This window comes from Streptomyces sp. NPDC054932 (genome assembly GCF_053610205.1).
In genome coordinates this window covers 15,554-39,340 of sequence record NZ_JBSGXU010000005.1, presented here as the reverse complement: position 1 = coordinate 39,340, position 23,787 = coordinate 15,554, and the positions used below count along the sequence as shown (strand labels likewise).

Below are 23,787 nucleotides of genomic sequence, written 5' to 3'. Positions count from 1 at the left end.
ACGGTGCCCACGAAAACGTCCCAGAACCTCCGCACGTCCACCCGCCCGCCTCGCAACCGCGCCATCACCCTCCTCGCCGTCGGACACGCCTGCGTCGATGTCTACCAGGGCGCTGTCGCAGCGCTCGTCCCCTTCTTCGTGGCCGAACGGGCCTACACCTACGCCGCCGCCTCCGGCATCGTGCTCGCCGCCTCCCTGCTCTCCTCCGTGGCCCAACCCCTCTTCGGCGCCTTCACCGACCGCAAGCCCCTGCCCTGGCTGCTGCCCGTCAGTACGCTCGTCGGCGGCCTCGGCATCGCCCTCAGCGGCCTCGGCGACTCCTACGCCCTGACCCTGCTCTTCGTGGCGGTCTCGGGCGTCGGCGTCGCCGCCTACCACCCTGAATCCGCCCGCATCGCACGCGTGGCCTCGGGGGGCGGCCACACCGCCATGAGCTGGTTCTCCCTCGGCGGCAACCTCGGCTTCGCGTTCTCACCCGCGCTGATCGCCCTCGTCGTCGGCTTCGGCGGCCTGACCATGTCCCCGCTGCTCCTGCTGCCCGCGCTCGCCGGAAGCGTGCTGTGCCTGCCCGCCCTGCGGATCGTCCGACACGGACAGGACACCACCTCCGGCACCGCGCACCGCACCCGGGCCCTCACCCCAGCCGCTGACGACCGCCGGTCCTTCCTCCGCCTCACCCTCGGCGTGGTCTGCCGCTCCGTGGTCTTCATAGGACTCAGCACCTTCATCTCCTTCCACATGGCCCGGAGCACCGGGTGGGGGCCGACCGCCGGCACCGCGGCCCTCGTGGTCCTCTACCTCGGCGGTGCCGTCGGCACCGTCCTGGGCGGCCGGCTCGCCGAACGATGGGACCGGGTCACGGTCGTCCGCCGCTCCTACCTCCTGACCGTCCTCGCCGTCGCGGGCGTCGTCCTGGTCCCCGGCCCGCTCGGTTACCTCTTCGTCGCCCTCGCCTCCGCCGGCCTCTACGTGCCCTTCTCGCTCCAGGTCACCCTCGCCCAGGACTACCTGCCCAACCGCGTCGGAACGGCCGGCGGCATCACCCTCGGCCTCACCGTCAGCGTCGGCGGCATCGCCGCACCGGCCATCGGCCTCCTCGCCGACGCCACCAGCCTGCGTACCGCCCTCATCCCCCTCATCGCGATGCCCGCCCTGAGCTGGCTCGCCGTCCGGGGCCTGCCGGAACCGGCCGCCGCCATCGGGCCGGCCCGCCGCACCACCCCCGTCGACCCTGCCTCGGAGAAAGCGGTGTCACCGTGACCTGACCCCGACGCCGCCCCCGGGACGCGACGTGCGCGTCCGGTGCATTGCTGGAGGCTTCCAGACCGGCCCTTCTGGAAGGCTGTACCGCCGCTGTCGGCCGGACGTCGGGCCCGCCTGGCCCAAGGCGTGACCGACGTCCGCCAGGCCTTCCCTCCGCTGGTCGGTGTCGAAATGGGCGCCCAGGTCGTGGCCGTAGAGCTCGGCCGATCCGCTTGTGCGGGGTGTGGATGGCTCGGCCGTGTCCTGCGGCAATGGTGATCAGGAAGCGGTGTCGGCGAGGATCGCGCGACGGGCTTTGATCGCGGCGGCGAGCAGAATCTCGTCCAGCATCGTCTCGCCGTCCCGTGTGGAATCGTTGACCGGTATACGGGTACGCCGGTCGATCAGTGCCGTCAGCGACGGCAGCGAGGGAAGTGCGTGTCGGCCCATTCGTGCCAGGCCTTCCGAGTAGTACTCGCCAATCCCGTAGTCACCGAGGTGCGGGGTCATGAGAGCGAGAAGGCGGGGCAGAGCGGTGGGGCCGGCGTGCCGCAGCCATAGCGGAGCGCACATCGCCTGCATGCGTCCAGGCCGTTCGAAGGTGAGGTTGTACAGCTGGGCAGCCTGCCGGAAGGTCAGCGGACCCGCATCCAGCAGGGCCCCGAAGAGCTCAGGGGCCCGGTGAAGTCGCCCGGTGTCCACGGGCTTGGCCTGGAGGACCGCGGCGGCGGTGATGCTGTCGTACGACGGCGGCGGACTGACGGAAGGCCGACGGGCCCTGGGATACGGAGTGAAGGGGACCTCGGCGACCAGCGCGCCATGTGTGTGCATCGCAGCCTCCGAGATGGAGGCGGTGGTGAGGGCTTTGGCCATGGCCGAGCTGATTCCTCGTCCGCAGTGACGGACGAGCAGGGGCAGGAGTTCGACCGGGGCCGCCCGCCAGCCATGACAGGCATCCCGGGCCAAGCCGGCGCCGATGTCCCGGGTGGCGGAGTCGGCAAGGAGCCGCGCCACCAGGGCGTAGACGTGGCGCTCGCGCCCCAGCCCGTACAGGACCCGGCCCCAGCGCCACCCGACGCCGTCCAGGTGGCGCGAGGCCTCCCGGGCATCGGCGAGCAGTGCCCTGTCGAGCGGGAGCCACTGCTGCGGAGGTGCGACGCTCAGGGTCTCCAGTCGGGCAAGGAAGCGGACGGAGGCCAAGGAGTCGTCCTGCAGGTGCGCGACCGAGCCGCGGAGCCACTCGGCAAGGGCAGTACGCACCACGGGCTCGGTGAGTTCACCGAGAGCCCTGAGCGCAACATCGTTGCCTCCGGCGTGCACGACGAGATACGCGGCCCGGCGCCGTACCTCTTCATCAGGGTCGGTGAGTCGAGCGAGCGCGGCCTCGGCGGCATCGGGCCAAGGATGCCCGGCCCCGGTGGATGACAGGAGGTCCATGACCTCACGACGTACGAACGCGTCGTCGGCCCGGGAGAGCTGAAGCAGCCGGACGGGCACGGGGCCGGTGCGGTCGGCGCGTATCGCGTCGAGGACCGCGATGCGGGCGGAGTGGGCGGCAGTCGTGGTGTGTCCCGCAGACACGGCCCTGTCCAGCCACTTCATCGGACGGGGCGGTGGCCGCCCTTCCGTGCAGAGAATTCGTTCATGCGGCTGATCATGTCACGCGCAGCAACTGCCGGGCCACGACATTTGTCCTCCGAGGCAGTCCTCTCGGCCGCGGCCGCCGGCTGCGCTTCGGCGTGCTCGCTTGCTGGAGGGCCGCGCGCGTACCGGATGGCGTTTCTCCCCACGGGCGTTGGGGCATGCGCCGCGCAAGTGGAAGCCGCTTCGGGGGTCAACGGGCCTGTTCGGCGGCCCTGCGCCGTGCGCGAAGCTCCGTACCGCGCGCATGCCGTTCGCCGACCCGTCGGGCAGCTGGTGGCGTGCCTGTCGACGTCTCGGGCGAGGAAGACGCCCACGCGATGACGATCACCGCGCAGGAGGGTGACATGCTCAGGTACAACCTCTGGGCTCGACCACTTGGGTCAGCCAGGACGACTTCATCAGCAGCTACACAGGCAAGGCTTGCAACATGACCTCCCCGACGCGCACAGCGCGCATCTTCCGCGGCAGCAGGGGCGGCGCGGCGATCGCGGCGGCCGCGCTCCTCGCGCTCGCCACGGGCTGCGGCTCCGGCACCGACGAACCGGCCGGCCCCACAAGCCGCCCGGTGAAGGACACCAGCATCACTGCCGAGCCGGGCGAGCGCTTCACGCTCACCGTCGACCAGAACGCCTCCACGCGCGAGTACTGGTACCTGGTCGACCCCAAGCCCGACAGCTCCGTGCTCGTCAGCCGCGGCCAGGTCTACGCATCGGACTCCGGCGACGAAGCGATGCCCGGCGCCGGCGGCCGGCTCACCTTCACCTTCGAGGCCAAGGGCAAGGGGACCACTCGGTTCACGCTGCTGCACTGCACTTTCACCACCTGCCAGGGCAACACCTCCACCCTGCCCCCCGAGACGACCGGGCCCTCCGCCACCCCGACCACGGGGGCGACCACCCCCTCCCCGGCGCCGGAGCGCATCACCTACACCGTCACCGTCGACTGAGCCACAGCGGACACGACCCGAAGGGTGGGCCGGTCAGATCCGGTTCGCCTCCAGGGTGTCTTTGGCCACGAGCGCGCCGTGGGACCAGCAGAGCCGGTAGAGGTCGACCTGGTCGAGCAGGTCGCGGCCCGAGCGGTAGAACTCGCAGGTGGTGCCCGGCGGCCGGGGCGCGGAACGGGCGTGGTCGGGCGGATACGGGAAGGCGCGGGCCGGGAGCAGATGGCTGAGCTCGGCGCGGGGGCGGCCTGGCTCCAGTGCGTCGAACCGGGACGGCGGGAGTACGCCCGTCGTCAGCTGCCAGGCCAGATAGGCGGCAGCCGGGACGAAGAAGGCTGCTGCCGCGACGGGCGCCGCGAATGCGGCAGCGGTACGGTGCCGCGCGGCGCGCCGCACCGCGGCGAGCCGTTCCGCGGATTCCGGAGCTGCCGCGCGGTGGTTGGCGTGCCCGCCGCTCCCGGTGGCGGCTTCCTGTCCCAGGGTGCGGGTCGTGGCCTGGTGGGGGAGGACGGCGGTTACGTGGAAGCCGCCCTGGTGCGGGCCGGTGCGCAAGGTGCCGCCGAGCACCGTCACCCGTTCCCGAAGCCCTGTCAGTCCCCGGCATCCGGTGGTGGGAACCTGCTCGTCGCCCGGCTCAGCCCGCCCGCCTTCCCGCGCGGCGGCGTTCACGATGCTTACGCGGGTGTGGTCGCTTGCGTGGTTGATTCCTACCCTGATCGCGCGGCCCGGGGCGTGCTTGACGGCGTTGGTGAGGGCTTCCTGCACCACCCGGTACATCCCGCGTTCGACCAGGGGTGGCAGGACGGGCACCGCTCCGCGCTGTTCCCAGCTCACCGGCACCCCGGAAGCGGCCGCCCGGCCGAGGAGGTCGGAGACCGTGTCCTTGACGGGCAGCCCGACTGCGCCCGTCACGGTCCCGGTACCTGCCTCCCGAGGTTCGTGCAGGACGGCGACGGTCTGGCGCAGCTGCTCGACGGCGTCGGCGATCGTGCCGCGCAGCTCGGCGAGGTCGGCGCGATCGCGGTCGGTGAGGTCGGGGGAGAGTTCCAGGGCGCCGGCGCGCAGGGCGACCAGGCTCAGGACATGGCCGAGTGAGTCGTGCATGTCGGCTGCGATGTCCGCGCGTTCGGTCAGCCGGGCCTGCTCCGCGACGAGGTGCTGGCGCTCCTCCAGGCTCTGGGCCAGCCTCCATCCGTCCCGTACGAGTTCACGCCGACCGCGCCAGTGGCGTCCTGCCAGCCACGGCAGCAGGAGGGCGGTGGGTATCACCGCCAGGGTGTAGAACCACCACACGGCCGGCACCTGCAGCACGGCGCAGACCGCGACGTCGACGCCCAGGCACGCCGCGAGCACCAGCAGTGGTCCCCGGGCCCGGGTGACCCGCACACCGAGCAGACAGCTCAGCGCGGCCAACGACAGGACATGTGCGTTGGCCGGGGTCGCGGAATCGGCCAGGCCCAGTGCGCACAACCCGTTGACGACGAGCACCGCCACCGCCGGCCGGCTGCGGGACAGCGGTACGGCCACCGCCAGCACGGCCAGGGGGAGCAGCAGGTCCACCGAAGGCGAGGCGACCCCACCCGCGTCGCGGAACCCGTACCCGGTGGCGGCGGCGAGCACGGCCCACAGCGCCCCGTCGGCGAGGACGAGCCTGGTCGGGGGGATGCGCGGGTGCGGCATGGCGCGTGGAGTCCTTCCGGTCCGGTGTCGGGACGTGCTTCGCGTCGATTCTCCGGGACGTGCACGGGGTACCCGCCCGCGTCGGCCGCCGACAGGTGCCCGCCACGGCGCCGATCCCGCTGTCGGGCGTCCCTGCGGCCCAGGTCAGGCATCCCTGCGGCGCAGCAGGTACAGGCCGGTCACGTGCGCGGCCGCGGTCCACGCGGCGACGATGAGGACGGCTGTCCCCGTGGAGTACGGGCCGTCGCCGCCGGCGCGCATGAGGTGGTCGCCCGCTCCGTACGGCAGGGCGTCGTTCACGGCCGCGAGGGTGTCGCTGCCGAGCCCCAGGAGCACGCTCGGCAGCGCCCACAGCAGGGCGACGAGGATCGACAGCGCGCCGGCCGGGTGCCGTGCGGAGAAGGCCACACCGACGGTGAGTACGGCGACGAGCGCCTGATAGACCCCGATCGCGAGGATCTGACCGACGACCGTGCCGGCATCGAACGAGGCCCGCCCGTCGAACGCCATCCAGGCGACGACCGTGCCCACCACGGCGAACACGGCACCGCTGAGGAATGCGACCGTGCCCGTCACCAGCGCCTTCGCCGCCTGGACCCGCTGCCGCCGCGGCACCCACAGCAGGGAGGACCGCATGGTCCCCGTCGTATATTCCGAAGTCACCGCGACCGTGGCCAGGATGACGACGGCGAACTGGGTGACGACGGCGGAGGCGGCCGCGGCCTTTCCCACGGGCTGGACCGGCTGTTCGTTGATGCGGGCGATCGAGGCGTAGTAGTAAGTGAACACGGTCGTGACCGCTAGCCCGGCCAGAAGACAGAGGCAGGCGGCCCGGACGGACCAGAGCTTCGTCCACTCGCATGCCAGTGCCCCGGCGAGTCCACCGGGCGTGCTCCGCCCTGGAGCCTCGTGCTCCTCCTGCGGCGGCGCAGGCATCGGCCCTCCGGATGACGTCGCGGTGATCACTGCTGTCCCCTCTCCTCAGCGGCGCCGGACGCGTACTCGACGCTCCGCGCGGTCAGGTTCATGTACGCCCGCTCCAGCGAAACCCTCACGTCGCTCAGCGCGTGCAGCCGAACGCCGCAGTGGTGGGCGAGGTCACCGACCTCGGCCGCGCTCATGCCACCCACGGCGAGCTCCCCCGACGCGGACATCTCCACGGTGACGCCGTCGGCCGCCGTCAGACAGCGGACCAGCGTGGACCGCCCTTCCGCGTCGGGCACCGAGACCTGCGCCGCGGCAGGCGACGCGGCGGCCAGGAACTCCACCAGGGAGGAGTCGCTCAGCAGCCGTCCCCGCCCGATGACGACGAGGTGATCGGCCGTCACCTCCATCTCGCTCATCAGATGGCTGGAGAGGAACACGGTGCGCCCCTCCGCCGCCCGGTCCCGCACGAGCCGGCGGATCCACTGCACACCGTCGGGGTCGAGGCCGTTCACCGGTTCGTCCAGGATCAGCACCGGAGGGTCGCCGAGCAGGGCGCCCGCCACGCCGAGCCGCCCGCTCATGCCCAGCGAGTACGTTCCGGCCGGCCTGCGGGCCGCCTTGGCCAGGCCGACCGCCTCCAGTACCTCGTCCACCCGGCGTGCCGGAATGGCGTTGGCCCTGGCCTGGGCGAGCAAGTGGGCACGGCCGGAGCGGGCCGGGTGGACCGCGCGGGCGTCCAGCACGGCCCCGACGGCCCGCAGGGGCCGGCGCAGGTCCGCATAGGGTCGTCCGGCGATCAGGGCCCGGCCGCGCGTGGGGTGGTCGAGACCCAGGATCATGCGCATCGTGGTGGACTTCCCGGCCCCGTTGGGGCCGAGGAAGCCGGTCACCCGGCCGGCCTGGACGGTGAGCGTCAGATCGTCCACGGCCAGCGTGTCGCCGTAGCGTTTGGTCAGTCCTCGGAGGCTGATCACAGGGTTTCCTCTGCTGTCGGTCAGAAGGCTCGGCGCACGGGACGCAGAACGAGGCGCGAGGAGCGCGGAAGTTCGCTGCGATGCCGTACGGCAGGACGCTACGAGCGCCCACTGTCGACGCCCATGGGCCGAAAGGAAGGCGCGTCCTGCCTTTCGTCGGGGGAGCACCCCACCCCGGGTCGGAACTCCGGTGCTTGCCGTCGGCACGGCCGTGAGCCGGCCGTAGGCTCCTCGCGTGGAAGAGACGACACCGAACAGCCGGCCCGTACGCGTCCTGGTGGCCGACGACGAGGCGATGGTCCGGGCCGGCGTACGCGCCATCCTGGCCCGGGACCCGCACATCGATGTGGTCGCCGAGGCGGGCGACGGCAATCAGGCCCTCGCACTCACCCGCCGACACCGGCCCGACGTGGTCCTGTTGGACATCCAGATGCCGGGCCTCGACGGACTGACGACGGTGGCCCGGCTCCGCCAGGAACCGACGGCCGTCGGTGTGATCATGCTGACGACCTTCGGCCAGGACGACTACATCACCCGAGCACTGGAGGAAGGGGCCGACGGTTTCCTGCTCAAGGCGGACGACCCCAGGGAACTCCTCAACGGCGTACGGGCGGTCGGCGCCGGCGGCGCCTATCTCTCTCCCCGGGTAGCCGGCCGGGTCATCGCCGGAATGCGCGCCCACCGCACGGCACACCCCCACCGCTCCCTGGACCGGCTCACGCAACGGGAGCGCGACGTCCTGGCAGGGCTCGCCACAGGACTGTCCAACGCGGAGATAGCGGGCCGACTGCACCTCGTCGAGGGCACGGTGAAAGCACACGTCAGCGCCGTCCTGACGAAACTGGGCGCTCGCAACCGAGTGGAGGCGGCCGTCGCCGCCCACGAGGCGGGCCTGACCGGGCCGCACCCCGGCTGACTTGCGCCCCTGCCCGGACGGTCACGACGAAGAACACCGTGCTGCCACGGCATGCACGCTTCCACGCTACGGGACCCCGTCGGCGTTCCTCGCGCCGGGGCCCCGTACAGTTCGGGCGCACATCGGAGCGAGGAGAGCAGGGCGTGATCGTGGGAACGCAGGGCCGGGGGCCGGGACGTCGTCTCGGGGTGGCAGCGGTGGCACTGCTGGTGTTGGGCGGGGCTCTGAGCTGTGTCGGGGGCCTCGGAGGGTATTTCTTCATGCCGACCAAGGTCATGCCGTCGGACCACATGAGGCCGTCCCATCCGGCAGGCGGATCGATGGTCTTCAACCTGTTGATCACCGGTGTGGACCGCGGCGACGTGGTGCTTTGCGACGCCGCAGCCTGGGGTGAGCGATACCTGGCCGTGGAGCGGGTGGTCGCAGTGGGCGGCGACCTCATCGCCTACACCCCCGGGGACCGGACACTGACCTTGAACGGGAGGCCGCTGGAGGAGCCGTACGTCCTGAACGGCGACCCGGTGGCAGGGTCGCCCGGGGCGTTCAGCGTCAAGGTGCCCGAGGGACGGCTGTTCCTGCTGGGCGACAACCGCGGCAACTCCGCCGACTCCCGCTACCGGTTCAAGGAGGCGGAGGGCGGCACCGTGCCCCTGTCGGCGGTGAAGGGCGCGCTCATCGACGAGGACGACCCGCTGGTCGTCAGCCTGCGGTCGGCCGTGCCCGCCGGCGGTGGGTTGCTGTTCCTGGGCGCGCTGTCCGGCGTTGCCGCGCTGGGGTTGCGCCGACGAGCGGTGACGGCCGCGGCACCGACGGTGGACACGGTGCAGGTGCCGGGAGTCTGAGGGCCCGGGCACGGTGTTCTTCCGGCTGGGCGGCGTCGGTGAAACGCTGGACGGGTGGTGAAGGTGTCGGGCGACAGGGGAGTGTCAGCGGTCGGCGACGTGTGAGGTGCCAGTGACTCGCTGGGCGGTCCGATCTCATTCCCGGCGAGCGAATCGGTCGAGTGCCCCGAGTACATGGGCGCGGGTCGTGTCGTTGCCCAGATGGCCTGCGTTGTCGACGACGGTCAGCTCGGCATCGGGCCAGGCGCGGGCGAGTTCCCATGCGGTGTCCAGTGGGCCGGCCAGGTCGAGCCTGCCGTGGACCAGCACCCCCGGAATGCCGGTCAGGCGGTGCGCATCGCGCAGGAGCGCGCCTTCTTCCAGCCAGGCGCCGTGGGCGAAGTAGCGGGAGCAGATGCGGACCAGGGCCAGTTGCGCGGCCGGCGGGCGGTCGCCGTAGGGGTTGGAGGCGCCGTTCGTTTCCCCGGACAGGACCGCGTCCTCCCAGGCGCACCAGTCGGCCGTGGCCTTCTCCCGTACTGCGGCGTCCGGGTGTTCCATCAGGCGGGCGTAGGCCGCGACGATGTCGCCGTCCCGCGGTGTGCCACCGGATCCCGCGAGGAAGCGTTCCCATTGCTCGGGGAAGAAGCGGCCCGCTCCGCGGTAGAGCCAGTCGATCTCGGAGCGCCGGGTGGTGGTGACGGCGGGGATGACGATCTGCGACACCCGCTCCGGGTAGGTCTCGGCGTAGGCCAGGATCAGCGTGGATCCCCACGAGCCTCCGTGGAGCAGCCAGCGGTCGATACCCAGGTGATTCCGAAGCCGCTCCATGTCGGCGATCAGGTGCTGGGTGGTGTTGTGCCGCATGTCGGTCGTGGGTTCGCTTGCGTGGGGGGTGCTGCGGCCACAGCCGCGTTGGTCGAACAGGACGACCCGGTAGCGGTCCGGGTCGAAGTACTGGCGTGCCGCGGTCCCGCATCCTGATCCCGGTCCGCCGTGGACGACGAGGGCGGGCTTGCCGTCCGGGTTGCCGCAGACCTCCCAGTACACGAGGTTGCCGTCGCCGACGTCGAGCATCCCCTTCTCGTACGGCTCAACCGGCGGGTACAACTCGCCCATCTCCCAGACCTCCTGGTAACTGAATGCAACACGAACAAGGCTCCCAGACTCTCCAGCAGCGGCTTGCCCCGCGCACGGAGCCGGGCTCCGGTGGCCCCTCCCTGTGCACGGAATGATGCGCCGGAGGGGACCGGGTTGCGTTGCTGAGGAGGAGGACGAGACCGGCGAAGCCCCGGTCGGCACCTCACACTTCGGCAACCCATTGGGCGAGCGCGATCAGCGTGGTCTCAACACTGTTCGCCATGTAGTCGCGGAGTGCAACGAGGTCGCCGCGGGTGGTGCCGAGCAGGGGGTCGAGACGCAGGAGTTGCCAGGACTGTTCGACGACGGTTCCGCGTCCCTGGGGGTGGCAGGTCCAGCTCCATTGCACGATGCCGTCCTCGGCGCCGCCGACGATGAAGGCGAAGGCGGCGCCGGGGTCCGCTCGTACAACCTGGGAGCGTGTGGTCCACTGCCTGCCGTCTTTGTGATTGCGGCCGCTGAACCAGGCCCCGACCCGGGGCCCGGCGCCTTGGTCGAAGGTGACGTCGGTGGCGTTGGGGCTCCAGCGGCTGATCCCCGACACGTCACTGACGAGGTCATAGACACGGGCGGGTTCGGCATCGACCCATGCGCGCCGGGTGAAGGCGAATGCGGATGCGTCCAGAACCTCGAAGAGGTCGTGCTCGCCGGTGATCGCGCTCAAGGCGTCCTCCTGGATGTGTGGGGTGGTGCCTGGTCGGCTCCGCCTACGTCATCACCGGTCCTGGCGGCGAGCCAGACCCGATGGTGCCTATCCCCGCCAGGGGCAGGCTGTGCGGTGGGCCTCGACCCATACTCGGATCCATGAACGGAAAAGTGGGGCTCGGGGACTTCCTGCAGATACGGCGCTCCCAACTGCTACCTGAGGAGATCGGGTTGCTCACCTACGGGGAGCGGCGGCGCGTGCCAGGTCTTCGGCGCGAGGAGCTGGCGCTGCTGGCAGGGGTGAGCGTCTCCTACTACACCCGGCTGGAACAGGGGCAGTCCCGGAACGCGTCGCCGCAGGTGCTGGACTCGATCGCCGGGGCTCTGAGGCTGGAGGAGACCGAGCGCCTGCACCTGCACGACCTGGCCCGGTCCGCCAAGGGCCCCGACCGTGGCCGGCGGCCTGCCCCGGAGCGGGTGACGGAGGCGACCGGCCAGCTGCTGGACGCGCTGGCCCACGTTCCGGCGATCGTGACAGGCCGCCGCAGTGACGTCCTGGCGTGGAACCGGCTGGGGCATGCGCTGTTCGCCGGACACCTGGACCCGGGCGTCCCGGACCGGCCGGCGGAGCGACCCAACATGGCCCGGCTGGTGTTCCTCGACGCGCATACCCGCGACCTGTACGCGGACTGGCCGACCAAGGCCCGGGCCGTGGTGGGGAATCTACGTCTGGTGGCAGGTCAACATCCGGACGACACCGCCCTTCACGCTCTGGTGGGTGAACTGAGCGCGAAGAGCACGGATTTCGCCTCGATGTGGGCCGACCATCGCGTCAAGGCCTGCGCCGTCGCCACCTACGAGATGCGGCATCCGCTGCTCGGCCCACTGACCGTCACTCAGCAGACCTTGAGCCAGGGCCCGGGCCAGAACATCGTGGTCGCCACCACGGAGGCCGGCTCGCCCGCGCGGACCGCGCTGGCCCTCCTCGGCCAGGTCACCTCGCAGGATGTCCCGGCGCGACCCGGAACCCTGGCCGACGCCGGCTGAGACACACCACCGGTCGCCGGGCCGACTTCCGGGCCGGCGCCTGCCCATCCACCTGGGCACTGGCGGCCGCCGGCCGCCGGCCACCGGCGTCGCGTCGGCCGTCTCCGCCCCCGTTGAGCTGTGCGCGCATCGCCGCGCACTTCGACCCGGCGTCTCACCGGATGTTGCCGGTCATTCGTCCTCGACTCCGGGTGCCTCGGGTCGGGCATGCACGATCATGACAGCATGGACACTCGATTCCTTGGCATAGCAGATCTGTGTGAAGTCCCGTCCGTGGCGGTCGTGGTCGACGTCATGCGTGCTTTCACCGTGGCTGCCTGGGCTTTCGCTCAGGGGGCAGAAGAGATCGTTCTTGCTGAGTCGCTGGACGAAGCCCTGGCGCTCAAGGCCCGTCACCCGGATTGGGTGGCGCTCAAGGACGGTCCGCCCGCGCCCGGGTTCGATCTGGTCAACTCGCCGGGCCTGCTGCGGTCTGTTGACCTCGGCGGACGGACCGTCGTGCAGAAGACGACGGCAGGAACGGTCGGCGCCCTTGCGGTCAAGGAGGCGTCGCTGGTGCTGTGCGCCAGCTTCGTGGTGGCGGAAGCGACAGCTCGGCTCCTGCGGACGCGCATGAGTGGCAGTGTCACGTTCGTGGTCACTGGCGAAGATGGGCATGCCGAAGAAGATCTGGCGTGCGCTCAATACATCGCCCGGAGGGCCACCGGGGCTGGGACGGATGCAGCTGACTTCCTCCGCCGCGCTGCCGAATCCCGCGCCGCCGCCGAGCTGGCGGAGGGCGTGCGGCAGGGAGTCCATCCTGACGACGTTGCGCTCTGCCTTGAGGTGGACCGGTTCCCCTTTGCCATGGTGGCGACCTCGGAAGGCTCGCTCATGGTCCTGCGTCCGTGGGGCGGATCCGGCTGAGAGCTCCTGTCGCGCTTCTGCGTATGAACTGTCCGGGGGCGAGTTCGGGCATTGCATCGAAGAACTTCAGTCCGGCCATCGTCAGAGCATCGAGGAGATCTTTCAGAGGGGCGCCACGGAGCCTTCGGCTTGGGCGGTTCCGGGTAGACGCGCGGGCGGCGGCTCGGCGGCTCGGCGGCTCGGCGGCCGCGGCCGTCCCGCCTGCGCAGATCGTCAGGGGGCTGTCGGGCGGGGGTCAGCGTCCGTGCGGGCCGCCGAGCGGCGCGGTGAACCGCGGCCGCCAGCCTTCCTCCGTCAGCACCACCAGCTGGACAGCGGCCGCACGGGTGCGCAGAGGCAGCAGGTTGCCGACCGCAGTGCGGAGATGGGCGGAGGCTGTCGGGTTGTCTGCACCCATGGCGACCGTGACATGGGCGGCGGGCCGTGCCCCGAAGCGGCCGCTGTACGGGCGCAATCCGGGCCACCGGTCGCGGAACGCATCAACGAGCGGCTGGAGTTCCGGAACGGTGACGGCGACGAAGCCGGACGCCGTCACGAGCTCCTCCAGGAGCAGATCAGCGGCCGGAAAGCTCGCCGCCAGGGAACGTACGCCCTCCTCGTCCTGATCTGTGAGCGTTGATTCCGGCACGAACGGGTAGAGGAGCGAGACGTGCGCCGGCACCCCACGACGCACCAGAGACGGGTCGATGCACGACGCCGCATCGAGGAGCGGGGCGGCATCGGGCAGAACGATCACGACGGCAGTGGTCCCTGGATCTGGCACTCCATCATCATCGCAGGCCAGGTACGGGACCCGAGAACGTCGGGCTGGGGTTGCGGAGCGGTTGCGGGTGTGGCCCAAGCTGCCTGACGTGGTGTCACGGAGCGCCGGGCCGGAAGGACACGCTCGCCTTCTGGACCACCCCGAGTGGTGCGCCGGTGGGTTCCTTCGATCTGGTGTCACCCCTCTGAGGGCGACTTCAACGGGTTCCGTGCCGGATGGTGCTCCGCGCTCTCATCGGCGAAGACGGCCGTGCTCAGCTGAACGTCGGACCGAATCCGGTCCCGGACGTGGCCCGGACCGCAGGATGGGCGTGCGCGGACCGAAGGAGTCCGGCGGCGCCGCGGAGCGCGGCGGTGTCCGGCGCACGCACTGCCGTCAGCGGCGCCCGGAGACCGGCCATGAGCCGAGGGGCGAGGTCGGGGCGCAGCGCACCGCAGCCGGCCAGGAGCGCGCCCCGTTTCAGGGCGGTGGCGGTCAGTGCGGTGCGGTCCTGGCGGAGCATGGAGGTGACCATGGCGACGACCGTGCCACTGAGCTCCTCGGAAGCGTCGGCGCCGACCGGATCGCCGGTACCCAGGGCGGTACTACGTGCATCGACGACGGCGCCGTCGACCAGGAGGACGACCTCGCTGAGGTGGGCGCCGATGTCCGCCACCAACAGAGGCTGGCTGAGATCGGCGTCCGCTGCGAGAGCGATGGCGCGCGCGGTGGGTACGGTCAGGACCGCTCGCGGGAGCAGACCCCGTACGACGGCGCGGGCCTGCTCCCGGTATGCGGGGCCGTGCAACACAGGTGTGGCGACCACGACCAGGGGGCGAGCGCCGGGCGGCATGTGGCGGCCGAGCAGTCGGCCGAGCAGTCGGTCGAGCGTCCGGGCTCTTTCGGGTACGTCCCCGAATGCGCCCCGCTGGGTCGGGTGCACGACCCTGGCTTCGGGCAGGGCGATGGTGGGCACGTCGAGGACCACTCCACGTCCAGTGATCCAGGCCCGCGTACGGGCACTGCCCAGGTCGAGGGCGAGGCCGGGGCATCGTGGGCACAGGGGCCGAGGCCGGTGCCCGCTGGCCGGGGCAACGCCGGGTCGGCGGGCGGCGCTCATCGCCCGGCCTCCCGTACTTGCTGGCAGCGTGCGCAGTAGCGGGCCTGCGGCACGACGGTCAAGCGTCCCCGGTCGATCGGGCGCTGACACAGGTGGCAGGTGCCGTAGCGGCCTTCGGCGATGCGGTGCAGCGCTGCCTGGACATCGGCGAGGACCATACGGGCCGAGGCGGCGAGTTTGACCTCCACCTCGATCCGTGCCGGGGAACGGCGCTGGCGCAGCTCCTCCGTCCGGGATGCAGTGGTGATCCTGCGCAGCTGTTCCTGGCGGAACAGGAGCTGTTCGTGCAGGTTCTCCTGCATGGCGGCGAGGTCCTCGAGCGACAAGTGCGCGCTCGGGCCGCTGATGGTCTGGTGGTTCACGATTTCACCCCTTGTGAGCAGGGCGGGACATACGGACTGGCCGGGGTCAGGTGGCGGCGCGGTGCTGGCAGCTGACGCAGTACCGGGTGTGGGGGAGGATCTCCAGGCGTTCTTCGGGGACGGGTCTGGAGCAGCTCGAACACGTGCCGTAGGAACCGTCGTCGATGCGGGCGAATGCCTCCTCGATCTCCTTGAGCACCTGCCTGTTGGCTGCGGCCTGCACGGACATCAGGTGCCCCTCCTCGCTCTGCCCGCCTCCGAGGAGGGCCTGGAGTTGAGCCGTCCGGCTGCTGCGGGCGTCTTCGAGGCGCCGGCGGGCGTCGTGGGTGTTCAGCCGGTCGGATCGGGGGCTGGTCCGGGAAGTGTCGAGAGGCACGGGAAGAGTCCCTTCGGGTCGTCGGCTCCGGGTGCAGCGGTGGCGCCCGGTCCGTGGGCAGCGTGCGGTGGATGGGCGGATACCGACCGCACCGGCGGTTCGGTCCTTCGACTCTGCCCGTCCCCCCGTCGGAAGGACATGGGGGCCAGACCCCATTTCGCACGCCCCGTGATGACCACGTGGCTGCGTGAGGCGTCTGAGATATGGGGGTCAAGACCCATCGACAGACCGCAGAAACGAAGCCAGAGTGGTGCTGATCAGGTCTAAATCGCAGGAAGAGAGGTTTCCCCGGTGTCGTTGTTCTGGCGGATCTTCGGGCTCAACGGTGTGGTGCTGGGCGCCGCGACGGCGCTGCTGCTGTGGGCGCCGGTGACCGTTTCGGTACCGGTACTGCTGACCGAGGCGGTCATCCTGGTGGGCGGCCTGGTCGTCATGCTGGTCGCCAATGCGGCCCTGCTGCGCTGGGGCCTGGCACCGCTGGACCGACTGAAGGGGCTGATGGGTACCGTCGACCTGCTGCGCCCCGGGCAACGTCTGCCCATGCCGGGCACCGGCGGAGGCGCAGACGGCGAGATGGGCCAGTTGATCTGCGCGTTCAACGCCATGCTGGAGCGGCTGGAGCACGAAAGGGCCACGTCCAGTGCACGGGTGCTGCTCGCCCAGGAGGCGGAGCGCCGACGGATCGCCCAGGAACTGCACGACGAGGTCGGGCAGAGCATGACCGCGATCCTGCTGGTGCTGGGCCGCGCCGCGGACACCGCGGACGCACCCCTGCGCGAGGAGCTCGAACAGGCCCGGGAGATCACCCGCGACAGCTTGGACGAGGTCCGCCGCCTGGTACGCCGTCTGCGCCCGGGTGTCCTGGACGACCTGGGCCTGGTCAGCGCCCTGATCTCGCTCACGCAGGGCTTCTCCACCCACAGTGGTCTGCACGTGGTGCGCCACTTCGAGACCGGTCTCCCCGCCCTGGAGCCGGAGACCGAACTCGTTCTGTACCGGGTGGCGCAGGAGAGCCTGACGAACGCGGCCCGCCACGCGGACGCGCGCCGCGTCGGGGTGAGCCTGCACCGTGCCGGTGAGGCGGTGGTGCTGGAGATCGCCGACGACGGCCGCGGCATCGGGGCCGCCTGCGAAGGTGCCGGGATCCGCGGCATGCGCGAACGCGCCCTGCTCGCCGGCGCCACTCTGCACCTCACCTCGGCGCCCGGTTCCGGTACCCGGATCCGCCTCGCCGCCCCCGCTGCCAAGGAACCGTGACCATGCCCGAGCCCGCGCTTCCTCCTGGGACCGACACGACCAACACGGCCTCCGCGCCCGCCGCACCCACCCCGGGGCCGATCCGCATCCTGCTCGCCGACGACCACGCCCTGGTACGGCGAGGAATTCGCCTGATCCTCGACCGTGAGGTCGACCTCCAGGTCGTCGCCGAAGCCGGGAACGGGGCGGAGGCCATCGAGGCGGCCCGGGTCACGGACATCGACCTGGCCGTCCTCGACATCACCATGCCACGCCTCACCGGCCTGCAAGCCGCCCGCGAGCTGGCTGCGCTCCGGCCGGACCTGCAGATCCTGATGCTCACCATGCACGACAACGAGCAATACCTGTTCCAGGCCCTCAAGGCCGGAGCTTGCGGATACGTACTGAAATCGGTCGCGGACCGCGACCTGGTCAGCGCCTGCCGGGCCGCGATGCGCAACGAGCCGTTCCTCCACCCCGGCGCGGTCACCGCCCTGATCCGCAACTACGTGGACCAGGGACTTCACGGCGAAGTCGACCGCGGCCGTCTCCTCACTCCGCGCGAGGAGGAAGTCCTCAAACTCGTGGCCGAGGGGCACTCCTCACAGCAGATGGCCGAGCTCTTGTTCATCAGCATCAAGACCGTGCACCGTCACCGGGCCAACCTGCTGCACAAGCTCGGTCTGCGCGACCGGCTGGAGCTGACCAGGTACGCCATCCGCGCCGGGCTCATCGAACCCTGACCCCGCGGCTCCCTGCGTCTGCTCCCGCAGCCCGGGGCGCCGACCGTCCGCTCCACCCCCGGCCCGGTCCCACCCCCGGCCCGGACCCACCCGCGCCCGCACCCGGACACCCAGAAAGGGGACGGTGCATGCACTCCGCACTCCGCACCGTCCCGACCACCAAGCACCGGCTCGCCGCGACACTCTGCGTGCTCCTCGCCCTCCTGACGGCGACGGTCGCCGGCTCTGCCGCACGGGTCCTGCCCGGCCAACCACCCCTACCCGCCGTGGCAGGGGCAGGGGCAGGGACGGGAAGCGCGGAGCGGGTCCACACCGGTCTCCGCGCCGCCGACCCGCACACGGACAGCGGCCCCGTCCAGGCCACGGCCAGGTACGCGCACCTCGGCGAACGTCCTTCCGTCCCGGACCACCACGCCACCGGTCCCCGCGCCACTGCCGCTGCCCCGGCCGCCCGTACTGGTGCGTCGGAGTTCACTTACGCAGCTGCCTCACCCGGCGCCCCGCTCCGCTCCGCCCCGAACACCTGTCGCCGGAGGCGACAGGGTCGTGAGTCAGCGAGCAGGCCCCGGCCGGTGATGGGCGCGTCCATGGAGCGCGTTCGCCGCATGGTCCTCGTCACCCACTCAGGTTCTGACCGCCCTGCTGGAGGCGCGGCTCGTGGTCGGGCCGGGGGCGACGCGGCGTCGGTCCGGGCCGCGAACACCAGCAGGCCCGCGCCCGCGTCAGTCGATTATCGGGCCGGCAGCCGACCAGCGCTGGCCACGGGGTCTCTGATGTCCGGAGTCCAGCCGAGTGCCGCTCGCGTCGACGACTGCGTAGTCGGCAACGATCTTGTGCGGATCGCCGTCCTCATAGAGCCACAGGGTGACGCAACCCTTCGAGACATAGGTGTCGAACCAGACATCGATGCCCTCCGCCTCCGAACGGACGGTGAGTGCCTCTCCTGGTTTCATCCAGTAGTCGTCGCAGTACGGCTCGATGAAGAGGCAGAGCTCGGTGTCGCCCTGGTTCTCCACCGGCATACTGTTGCGACCCACTGGTCCCCCCAAGATCAACGCCCCTCGGCACCTTGCCACACTAGCCGCCGGTGCCGGCGCTACTGAGGCGGGGGACGTCACTCTCGCGTGACGGGACACGTCTCAGCTCGGGCGAAGTGGGCCAGGGCCGGGCAGCGTTCGGGGTCGGCGCCCGCGCCGCCACGCGAACCGCTCCATGACCAGCCGGGAACCGGTGCCGCTCGATGCGTAGCGTCCTCAGACCGCGGCGAGTTGGGCCCTGGTGCGCGAAGGCCCTCGCGCACAGGGCCAGGGACGTGATGCGCTGCTTCCAGCCGACCTCTGGCTCGTAGCCGTCCATCGCGGCTACGAGAATCCGGTCGGCGACCGCGCTCGGGCCGAACGCCGGCGGAAGCCACCGCTACGACGTCTCAGCCGTGTGAGGCCTCGGCTACGTCGACCGCTTCGGAGCCTTCGCGACGCATCCGCTCAACCCCCCAGGCGCCGAGTGGCCCGAGCGCCTGATTGAGCGTGTGCCCGTGCTCGGTCAGGGAGTACTCCACCCGCGGCGGCACCTCGGCATAGACCTCCCGGTGCACGAGACCGTCCTCCTCCATCTCACGCAGGTGCTGCGTCAGCATCTTCTCGCTCACTCCCGGCAGACCGCGACGAAGCTCGGCGAAGCGGCGTACGCGATGGGCGTCGAGTTCCCAGAGGATCAGTCCCTTCCACTTGCCGCTCACCACGTCGAGCGCAGCATCGATGCCGCAGATGTAAGGCCCTCGTCTCGGCGCCTTGGCCATCACTGATCCCCCTTACTAAAAGGTAAGTACCGCAGAAAATAGTGGGTACTTCCGAGAGTAGTCGGGCTCTCCGAGCATGGAGGAGTGAACGAACAACAGAAGAACCACACCACCAGGCAGGGCAGCGCTGTCACCGTGATCGGGCTCGGCCCGATGGGTCAGGCGATGACCCGCACCCTCCTCACCGCCGGCCACCCGGTCACCGTCTGGAACCGCACCGCGGCCCGGGCCGACGGAGTCGTCGCCGACGGAGCGACGCTCGCGGCAACACCTGGCGAGGCGGTCGAAGCGAGTGACCTCGTGATTCTCAGCCTCACCGACTACCAGGCGATGTACGACATCCTCGACGGTGCCACCGCATCACTCGCCGGCCGTACGCTGGTCAACCTGAGCTCGGACACGCCCGACCGTACGCGCGAGGCGGCGACCTGGGCGGCCGGCCACGGCGCCGCCTTCCTCACCGGTGGTGTCATGGTCCCGGCGCCGATGGTCGGCACGGAAGCGGCCCATGTCTACTACAGCGGCCCCGACGAGGTGATGGCGAACCACCGGGCGGTGCTGGCACCGCTCGGCACGCCAAAGCATCTGGGTGCGGATCCGGGGCTCGCCCAGATGATGTATCAAGCCCAGCTCACGGTGTTCCTCACCACCCTGTCCGCACTGATGCATGCCACCGCGATGCTGGGTACTGCAGGACTGAACGCCAAGGAAACACTGCCGGAGTTGCTCTCCTCCGCCGACTCGATCGGCGCCATCCTGAGGGCCGGCGAAGAGATCCCCGGCGCCGCGCTGGATGCCGGCGAGCACCCCGGCGACCTCAGCACGGTCACCATGATGGGCGCGACCGCCGACCACATCGTCGAGACCAGCATGTCACTCGGCCTCGACCTCGCTCTCCCCTTGGCCGTGCAGGCCCATTACCGGCGCGCCATCGAGAAAGGACACGGCGGCGACAACTGGACCCGCATCGTCGACAGCATCCGAGAGCCGCGCTGACCGAACGCGGGACTGATGAGCATCGCTACGAACGCCACTCCCGCAACTACCCGGCCCACCTCGGCCTCGCCGCAGCTGTCCGCTGCTAGGAACGGCGTCTCCGCCTCGCCACATGGGACACGGTCCAATGGGCCGGGCGAGGCTCGGCAATCCTCGACCGGACTGCGAACGCCCCGTGACCTCGGCGGACCGATGTCACGGGGCGTCTTCGGACCGGCCGGCTGACCGTCCTTCCGGCTTCCGGCTTCCGGCTACCGGCTGAGCGACCTGAGCGCCGCCGCGTCGTACGGCTTCAGCTCGTCGAAGCGGTTGCCGAGCACCTTCGCCGCCCACTGCGGGTCCTGGAGCAGTGCCCGGCCGACGGCGACCATGTCGAACTCGTCGCGTTCCATGCGGTCCAGGAGGTTGTCGATGTCGCCGAGCGCCGCACCCTCGCCGACGAAGGCGCGGATGAAGTCGCCGTCGAGGCCGACCGAGCCGACGGTGATGGTCGGCCGGCCGGTGAGCTTCTTGGTCCAGCCCGCCAGGTTCAGATCCGAGCCCTCGAACTCCGGGAGCCAGTAGCGGCGGGTGGAGGCGTGGAACGCGTCGACGCCCGCCGCCGCCAGCGGGGCCAGGATCGCCTCCAGCTCCTCCGGGGTCTGCGCGAGCCGTGCGTCGTAGGCCTCCTGCTTCCACTGCGAGTAGCGGAAGATCACCGGGAAGTCGGCCGATACGCGCTCGCGGACCGCGGCCACGATCTCCGCGGCGAACTTCGTACGGGCCACCGCGTCGCCACCGTAGGTGTCGGTGCGGCGGTTGGTCCGCTCCCACAGGAACTGGTCGAGCAGGTATCCGTGCGCGCCGTGCAGTTCGATGCCGTCGAAGCCGATCCGCTCGGCCTCCGCGGCGGCGTCGGCGAACGCGCCGATGACATCGTCGAGGTCGGCTCGGGTCATCGCCCGGCCGGTCCCCTCGGTGCCGTCGACGCGGATGCCGGAGGGGCCGACGGCGGGGGCGTCGGGATACGGCGCCTCGCCCTGCTTGCGCACCATGCCTATGTGCCACAGCTGAGGCACGATCGTGCCGCCCGCCTCGTGCACGGCCGCGGCGACCTTCGCCCACCCGGCCAGCTGGTCCTCGCCGTGGAACCGCGGCACCCGGTCGCTCTGCCCGGCGGAGTCGTGACCGACGTAGGTGCCCTCGGTGACGATCAAACCCACACCCGCGGCGGCGCGGCTGGCGTAGTACGCCTGCACGTCCTCTCCGGGCACGCCGCCGGGGGAGAACATCCGCGTCATCGGCGCCATCGCGATGCGGTTGGGGACGGTCAGGCCGTTCAGCTTGACGGGCCGGGACAAGATCTCGGCCGCGCGGGAGGCGGTGGACGTGGTGACGGTCATACAGGTCCTCCGGGGTGAGGCTGTGCCTCGGCGGGATGACAACGGGAAGTGCATACTACACATGCTATGTATCATGCATATTGCAGCGTCGGCCGTCGTGCGGTGCCGCCCGCCGACCGAGCCGTGCAGGGGTCCGCCGGTCCGCGGGTTCACAGGTCCGCGATAATGGAGCGCCGGAAGGAGCGGGAGGCATAGTGCTGGAGAAACTGGAGCGGGAGCTGATGCTGCTCTCGCGGCACCAGGTGCTTGCCCGGCGCGAGCGCGACCCCGAACGCCTGGAGCGTTCGGCGTACCTGCTGCTCAGTCGGATCGAGACGCAAGGCCCCATGTCCATCGGACAGTTGGCGGAGGCCTTCGGGCTCGATACCTCCACCGTGAACCGTCAGACGGCTGCCCTGCTGCGCTGCGGCCTGGCCGAGCGCGTCGCGGACCCGGACGGCGGCATGGCCCGCAAGCTGCGCATCACCGTCGAAGGCGGGCGCCGGCTCGCCGAAGATCGTGAGGTCAACCAGTCCTGCCTGGCCCGGGTGGTCGCCGACTGGTCCCCTGAGGAAGTACGGGAGCTGGAGGACGTCCTGGTCCGGCTCAACCGCAGCGCCGAGGCCCTCGAAGGACGGTACTGGCCGCGTGCGGAGGAAAGCGCCACCCGCGCCGCATGCCATCCACCGGTCCCGCACGAATCCCCGACGCCTGCTCCGCAGACACCCGCGACTCCCGCCCCGTAGGAAGGCCCATCGGGCGGCGCCCAGACCCTCGCGCGATGGCGAAGCCACGGACGTCTTCGTTCGCTTCAGCGCGATTCAGGCATCCGGGTTCAGGGACCTGGAGGAGAACCAGCGGGAGGATTTCGAGATCACCGACGGGCAGGCCGGCGTGGTCTTGCGGGCGGCGTGTTTGCGCTCCGGTGCGGACGATGGCGCGATCCGTACAGGTCAGGGCGGTTGCACGGGCCCTTGGGCTGGGCAGGGATGAGGTTCGGGATCGGGTGGTTGGGGCTGGGGGTTCGGTGCGGATAGCGGTCGCTCACAACGTGAGGTCGTCCGAAGGGCTGGAGCAGCGGGGGTTCACCTCCCGCGCGGAGCTCGAGGACCTGATGGCCTCGGTGGCCCGTCTCGGGCATACCGTCGAACCCTTGGAGGTGTCCGGGCCGCTGGCGGATGTCGCCCGGGCCCTGGGGGAAATGCGGCCGGACCTGGTGTTCAACCTGGCGGAGGGGTGGAGCGGCCCCTGGCGGCAGTCCGCCTTTCCCGAGCTGTACGAACAGCTCGGCCTGTCCTATACCGGCTCCGGGCCGCGGGCGCTGGCGCTGGCCCTGGACAAGTACCGCACCAAGCTCGTCCTGCGCGAGGCCGGCGTGCCGACACCGCCCGCCGTGTTCCTGACGCCGGGCGCACCGGCGGCAGGGCTGTGCTCTCTGTCGTTTCCGGTCATCGTCAAGCCGAACTTCGAGTCCTGCTCGAAGGGCATCACCGGTACGTCCCTGGCCCACACCGCGCAGGAAGCCGCCGCCCTGGCGGCGGCCCTGCTCGAGGAGTATCCGGACGGGGTGCTCGTAGAGGAGTACGTGCCCGGCCGCGACATCACCGTCCCCTACCTGACGGCCGCGGGCGGCCCGCTCCCGGTCGCGGAGACCACCATGCCCGCCACGGTCGCAGACGGCGGGGTCTTCGACTACGACCTCAAGCAGGATCCGGCCCGCTGGCAGCATCTGAAAGTCCCCGCCCCCGTCCCCGAGACCCTCGCTCGCCAGGCACGCCACCTCACGAGCCTGGCTTTCGATGCCCTGGGCCTCCTGGACATGGCCCGAGCCGACTTCCGCCTCGACCCCGAGGGGGCCCTCCACCTCCTGGAGGTCAACGGCCTGCCAGGCCTTCCCCGCGACGGCGCCACCCACCGAGCGACCGTCCTGGCGGGCCTCGACCCGCAGGACGGCATGGCCGCCGCCGTCATCACCTCTGCGCTGAACCGTTCCGCACCGGGCGCCTGACCGTCTGTTCCCCTCCCCAGGACATGCACTGAACCGGCCCAGGGCGAGAGGCTGATCGGGCGGACAATGCGCCCGTGTTGATCTCGCCCGTGCTGATCGTTGAATCGCCTACTACTCACGTCGATATGAGTAGCCGCCCCGATGTGACGCACACACCCCG

25 protein-coding genes are annotated in these 23,787 nt (G+C 70.9%); 12 read left to right on the top strand and 13 right to left on the bottom strand.

The genetic code is table 11. From position 1 onward, the window contains the following. The first annotated feature begins 3 nt into the window (after nt 1–3). A complete protein-coding gene (locus ACWGE1_RS02510) occupies nt 4–1,260 on the top strand; it encodes an MFS transporter (RefSeq protein ID WP_453418713.1) in 1,257 nt (418 codons plus the stop codon). 261 nt (nt 1,261–1,521) lie between these two features. Here ACWGE1_RS02510 and ACWGE1_RS02505 read toward each other — a convergent pair whose 3' ends face one another. After that, nucleotides 1,522–2,823 carry a hypothetical protein gene (locus ACWGE1_RS02505; RefSeq protein ID WP_453418712.1) on the bottom strand — a complete coding sequence of 434 codons (1,302 nt, stop codon included), beginning with the start codon at nt 2,821–2,823 and terminating at the stop codon, nt 1,522–1,524. 490 nt (nt 2,824–3,313) lie between these two features. On the opposite strand from ACWGE1_RS02505, the gene ACWGE1_RS02500 reads away from it, so the two are divergent. After that, nucleotides 3,314–3,832, top strand: coding sequence for a protease inhibitor I42 family protein (locus tag ACWGE1_RS02500; RefSeq protein ID WP_453418711.1), 519 nt, complete (start codon nt 3,314–3,316; stop codon nt 3,830–3,832). A 33-nt stretch (nt 3,833–3,865) separates the two neighbouring features. On the opposite strand, the gene ACWGE1_RS02495 is transcribed toward ACWGE1_RS02500, so the two are convergent. The 3 genes from ACWGE1_RS02495 to ACWGE1_RS02485 all read right to left on the bottom strand — a co-directional run bounded on the left by ACWGE1_RS02495 (nt 3,866) and on the right by ACWGE1_RS02485 (nt 7,410). After that, nucleotides 3,866–5,509, bottom strand: coding sequence for a sensor histidine kinase (locus ACWGE1_RS02495; RefSeq protein WP_453418710.1), 1,644 nt, complete (start codon nt 5,507–5,509; stop codon nt 3,866–3,868). Between the two features lie 144 nt (nt 5,510–5,653). Continuing rightward, nucleotides 5,654–6,445 carry an ABC transporter permease gene (locus tag ACWGE1_RS02490; RefSeq protein WP_453418709.1) on the bottom strand — a complete coding sequence of 264 codons (792 nt, stop codon included), beginning with the start codon at nt 6,443–6,445 and terminating at the stop codon, nt 5,654–5,656. 26 nt (nt 6,446–6,471) lie between these two features. Further along, nucleotides 6,472–7,410, bottom strand: coding sequence for an ABC transporter ATP-binding protein (locus ACWGE1_RS02485; RefSeq protein ID WP_453418708.1), 939 nt, complete (start codon nt 7,408–7,410; stop codon nt 6,472–6,474). A 235-nt stretch (nt 7,411–7,645) separates the two neighbouring features. Between ACWGE1_RS02485 and ACWGE1_RS02480 the strand changes: the two genes are divergently transcribed. Together ACWGE1_RS02480 and lepB are read left to right on the top strand one after the other, a co-directional pair. Next, the gene (locus tag ACWGE1_RS02480; protein WP_453418707.1) at nt 7,646–8,326 is read left to right on the top strand and encodes a response regulator; all 681 of its coding nucleotides are present in this window, start codon (nt 7,646–7,648) and stop codon (nt 8,324–8,326) included. A gap of 260 nt (nt 8,327–8,586) precedes the next feature. Beyond that, nucleotides 8,587–9,168 carry a signal peptidase I gene (gene lepB / locus ACWGE1_RS02475; protein ID WP_453418706.1) on the top strand — a complete coding sequence of 194 codons (582 nt, stop codon included), beginning with the start codon at nt 8,587–8,589 and terminating at the stop codon, nt 9,166–9,168. A 135-nt stretch (nt 9,169–9,303) separates the two neighbouring features. Here the strand turns inward: lepB and pip are convergent, their stop codons facing one another. Together pip and ACWGE1_RS02465 are read right to left on the bottom strand one after the other, a co-directional pair. Further along, nucleotides 9,304–10,266 carry a prolyl aminopeptidase gene (pip, locus tag ACWGE1_RS02470; RefSeq protein ID WP_453418705.1) on the bottom strand — a complete coding sequence of 321 codons (963 nt, stop codon included), beginning with the start codon at nt 10,264–10,266 and terminating at the stop codon, nt 9,304–9,306. Nucleotides 10,267–10,450: 184 nt separating this feature from the next. Further along, entirely contained in the window at nt 10,451–10,951 is a 501-nt protein-coding gene (locus ACWGE1_RS02465) for an SRPBCC family protein (RefSeq protein ID WP_453418704.1), read from the bottom strand. A gap of 140 nt (nt 10,952–11,091) precedes the next feature. Here ACWGE1_RS02465 and ACWGE1_RS02460 point away from each other — a divergent pair, with 140 nt between their 5' ends. Further along, nucleotides 11,092–11,979: a helix-turn-helix domain-containing protein gene (locus ACWGE1_RS02460; protein ID WP_453418703.1), complete on the top strand. Its 888-nt coding sequence runs from the start codon at nt 11,092–11,094 to the stop codon at nt 11,977–11,979. A gap of 225 nt (nt 11,980–12,204) precedes the next feature. Further along, nucleotides 12,205–12,885 carry a 2-phosphosulfolactate phosphatase gene (locus ACWGE1_RS02455; RefSeq protein WP_453418702.1) on the top strand — a complete coding sequence of 227 codons (681 nt, stop codon included), beginning with the start codon at nt 12,205–12,207 and terminating at the stop codon, nt 12,883–12,885. Nucleotides 12,886–13,120: 235 nt separating this feature from the next. On the opposite strand, the gene ACWGE1_RS02450 is transcribed toward ACWGE1_RS02455, so the two are convergent. The 4 genes from ACWGE1_RS02450 to ACWGE1_RS02435 form a co-directional block, all read right to left on the bottom strand. Beyond that, complete coding sequence (locus tag ACWGE1_RS02450; protein ID WP_453418701.1) at nt 13,121–13,648, bottom strand: 2'-5' RNA ligase family protein; 528 nt, start codon at nt 13,646–13,648, stop codon at nt 13,121–13,123. 253 nt (nt 13,649–13,901) lie between these two features. Continuing rightward, on the bottom strand, nt 13,902–14,747 hold the full coding sequence (locus ACWGE1_RS02445; protein ID WP_453418700.1) for a hypothetical protein: 846 nt from the start codon (nt 14,745–14,747) through the stop codon (nt 13,902–13,904). After that, the gene (locus tag ACWGE1_RS02440) at nt 14,744–15,112 is read right to left on the bottom strand and encodes a TraR/DksA family transcriptional regulator (protein ID WP_453418778.1); all 369 of its coding nucleotides are present in this window, start codon (nt 15,110–15,112) and stop codon (nt 14,744–14,746) included. Before ACWGE1_RS02440 ends, ACWGE1_RS02445 begins: the two co-directional genes overlap by 4 nt. 43 nt (nt 15,113–15,155) lie before the next feature. Then, on the bottom strand, nt 15,156–15,485 hold the full coding sequence (locus tag ACWGE1_RS02435) for a TraR/DksA family transcriptional regulator (RefSeq protein ID WP_453418699.1): 330 nt from the start codon (nt 15,483–15,485) through the stop codon (nt 15,156–15,158). Nucleotides 15,486–15,776: 291 nt separating this feature from the next. Here ACWGE1_RS02435 and ACWGE1_RS02430 point away from each other — a divergent pair, with 291 nt between their 5' ends. Next, nucleotides 15,777–16,742 (top strand): HAMP domain-containing sensor histidine kinase, encoded by a 966-nt coding sequence (locus ACWGE1_RS02430; protein ID WP_453418698.1) that lies wholly within the window; start codon nt 15,777–15,779, stop codon nt 16,740–16,742. A 2-nt stretch (nt 16,743–16,744) separates the two neighbouring features. Continuing rightward, on the top strand, nt 16,745–17,464 hold the full coding sequence (locus ACWGE1_RS02425; protein ID WP_453418697.1) for a response regulator: 720 nt from the start codon (nt 16,745–16,747) through the stop codon (nt 17,462–17,464). Between the two features lie 722 nt (nt 17,465–18,186). Here the strand turns inward: ACWGE1_RS02425 and ACWGE1_RS02420 are convergent. Both ACWGE1_RS02420 and ACWGE1_RS02415 read right to left on the bottom strand, forming a co-directional pair. Further along, nucleotides 18,187–18,486 (bottom strand): hypothetical protein, encoded by a 300-nt coding sequence (locus ACWGE1_RS02420; protein WP_453418696.1) that lies wholly within the window; start codon nt 18,484–18,486, stop codon nt 18,187–18,189. 404 nt (nt 18,487–18,890) lie between these two features. Continuing rightward, entirely contained in the window at nt 18,891–19,262 is a 372-nt protein-coding gene (locus ACWGE1_RS02415) for a winged helix-turn-helix transcriptional regulator (RefSeq protein ID WP_453418695.1), read from the bottom strand. An 84-nt stretch (nt 19,263–19,346) separates the two neighbouring features. Here ACWGE1_RS02415 and ACWGE1_RS02410 point away from each other — a divergent pair, with 84 nt between their 5' ends. Further along, the gene (locus tag ACWGE1_RS02410) at nt 19,347–20,258 is read left to right on the top strand and encodes an NAD(P)-dependent oxidoreductase (RefSeq protein ID WP_453418694.1); all 912 of its coding nucleotides are present in this window, start codon (nt 19,347–19,349) and stop codon (nt 20,256–20,258) included. Nucleotides 20,259–20,509: 251 nt separating this feature from the next. On the opposite strand, the gene ACWGE1_RS02405 is transcribed toward ACWGE1_RS02410, so the two are convergent. After that, the gene (locus ACWGE1_RS02405; RefSeq protein ID WP_453418693.1) at nt 20,510–21,640 is read right to left on the bottom strand and encodes an NADH:flavin oxidoreductase; all 1,131 of its coding nucleotides are present in this window, start codon (nt 21,638–21,640) and stop codon (nt 20,510–20,512) included. A gap of 221 nt (nt 21,641–21,861) precedes the next feature. On the opposite strand from ACWGE1_RS02405, the gene ACWGE1_RS02400 reads away from it, so the two are divergent. From ACWGE1_RS02400 to ACWGE1_RS02390, 3 genes are read left to right on the top strand one after another with little or no spacing between them, the layout of a single operon-like run. Beyond that, nucleotides 21,862–22,365, top strand: coding sequence for a MarR family winged helix-turn-helix transcriptional regulator (locus ACWGE1_RS02400; RefSeq protein ID WP_453418777.1), 504 nt, complete (start codon nt 21,862–21,864; stop codon nt 22,363–22,365). Beyond that, the gene (locus tag ACWGE1_RS02395) at nt 22,268–22,612 is read left to right on the top strand and encodes a cold shock domain-containing protein (protein WP_453418692.1); all 345 of its coding nucleotides are present in this window, start codon (nt 22,268–22,270) and stop codon (nt 22,610–22,612) included. Before ACWGE1_RS02400 ends, ACWGE1_RS02395 begins: the two co-directional genes overlap by 98 nt. A gap of 58 nt (nt 22,613–22,670) precedes the next feature. After that, entirely contained in the window at nt 22,671–23,627 is a 957-nt protein-coding gene (locus ACWGE1_RS02390) for a D-alanine--D-alanine ligase family protein (RefSeq protein ID WP_453418691.1), read from the top strand. Nucleotides 23,628–23,787: the final 160 nt, after the last annotated feature.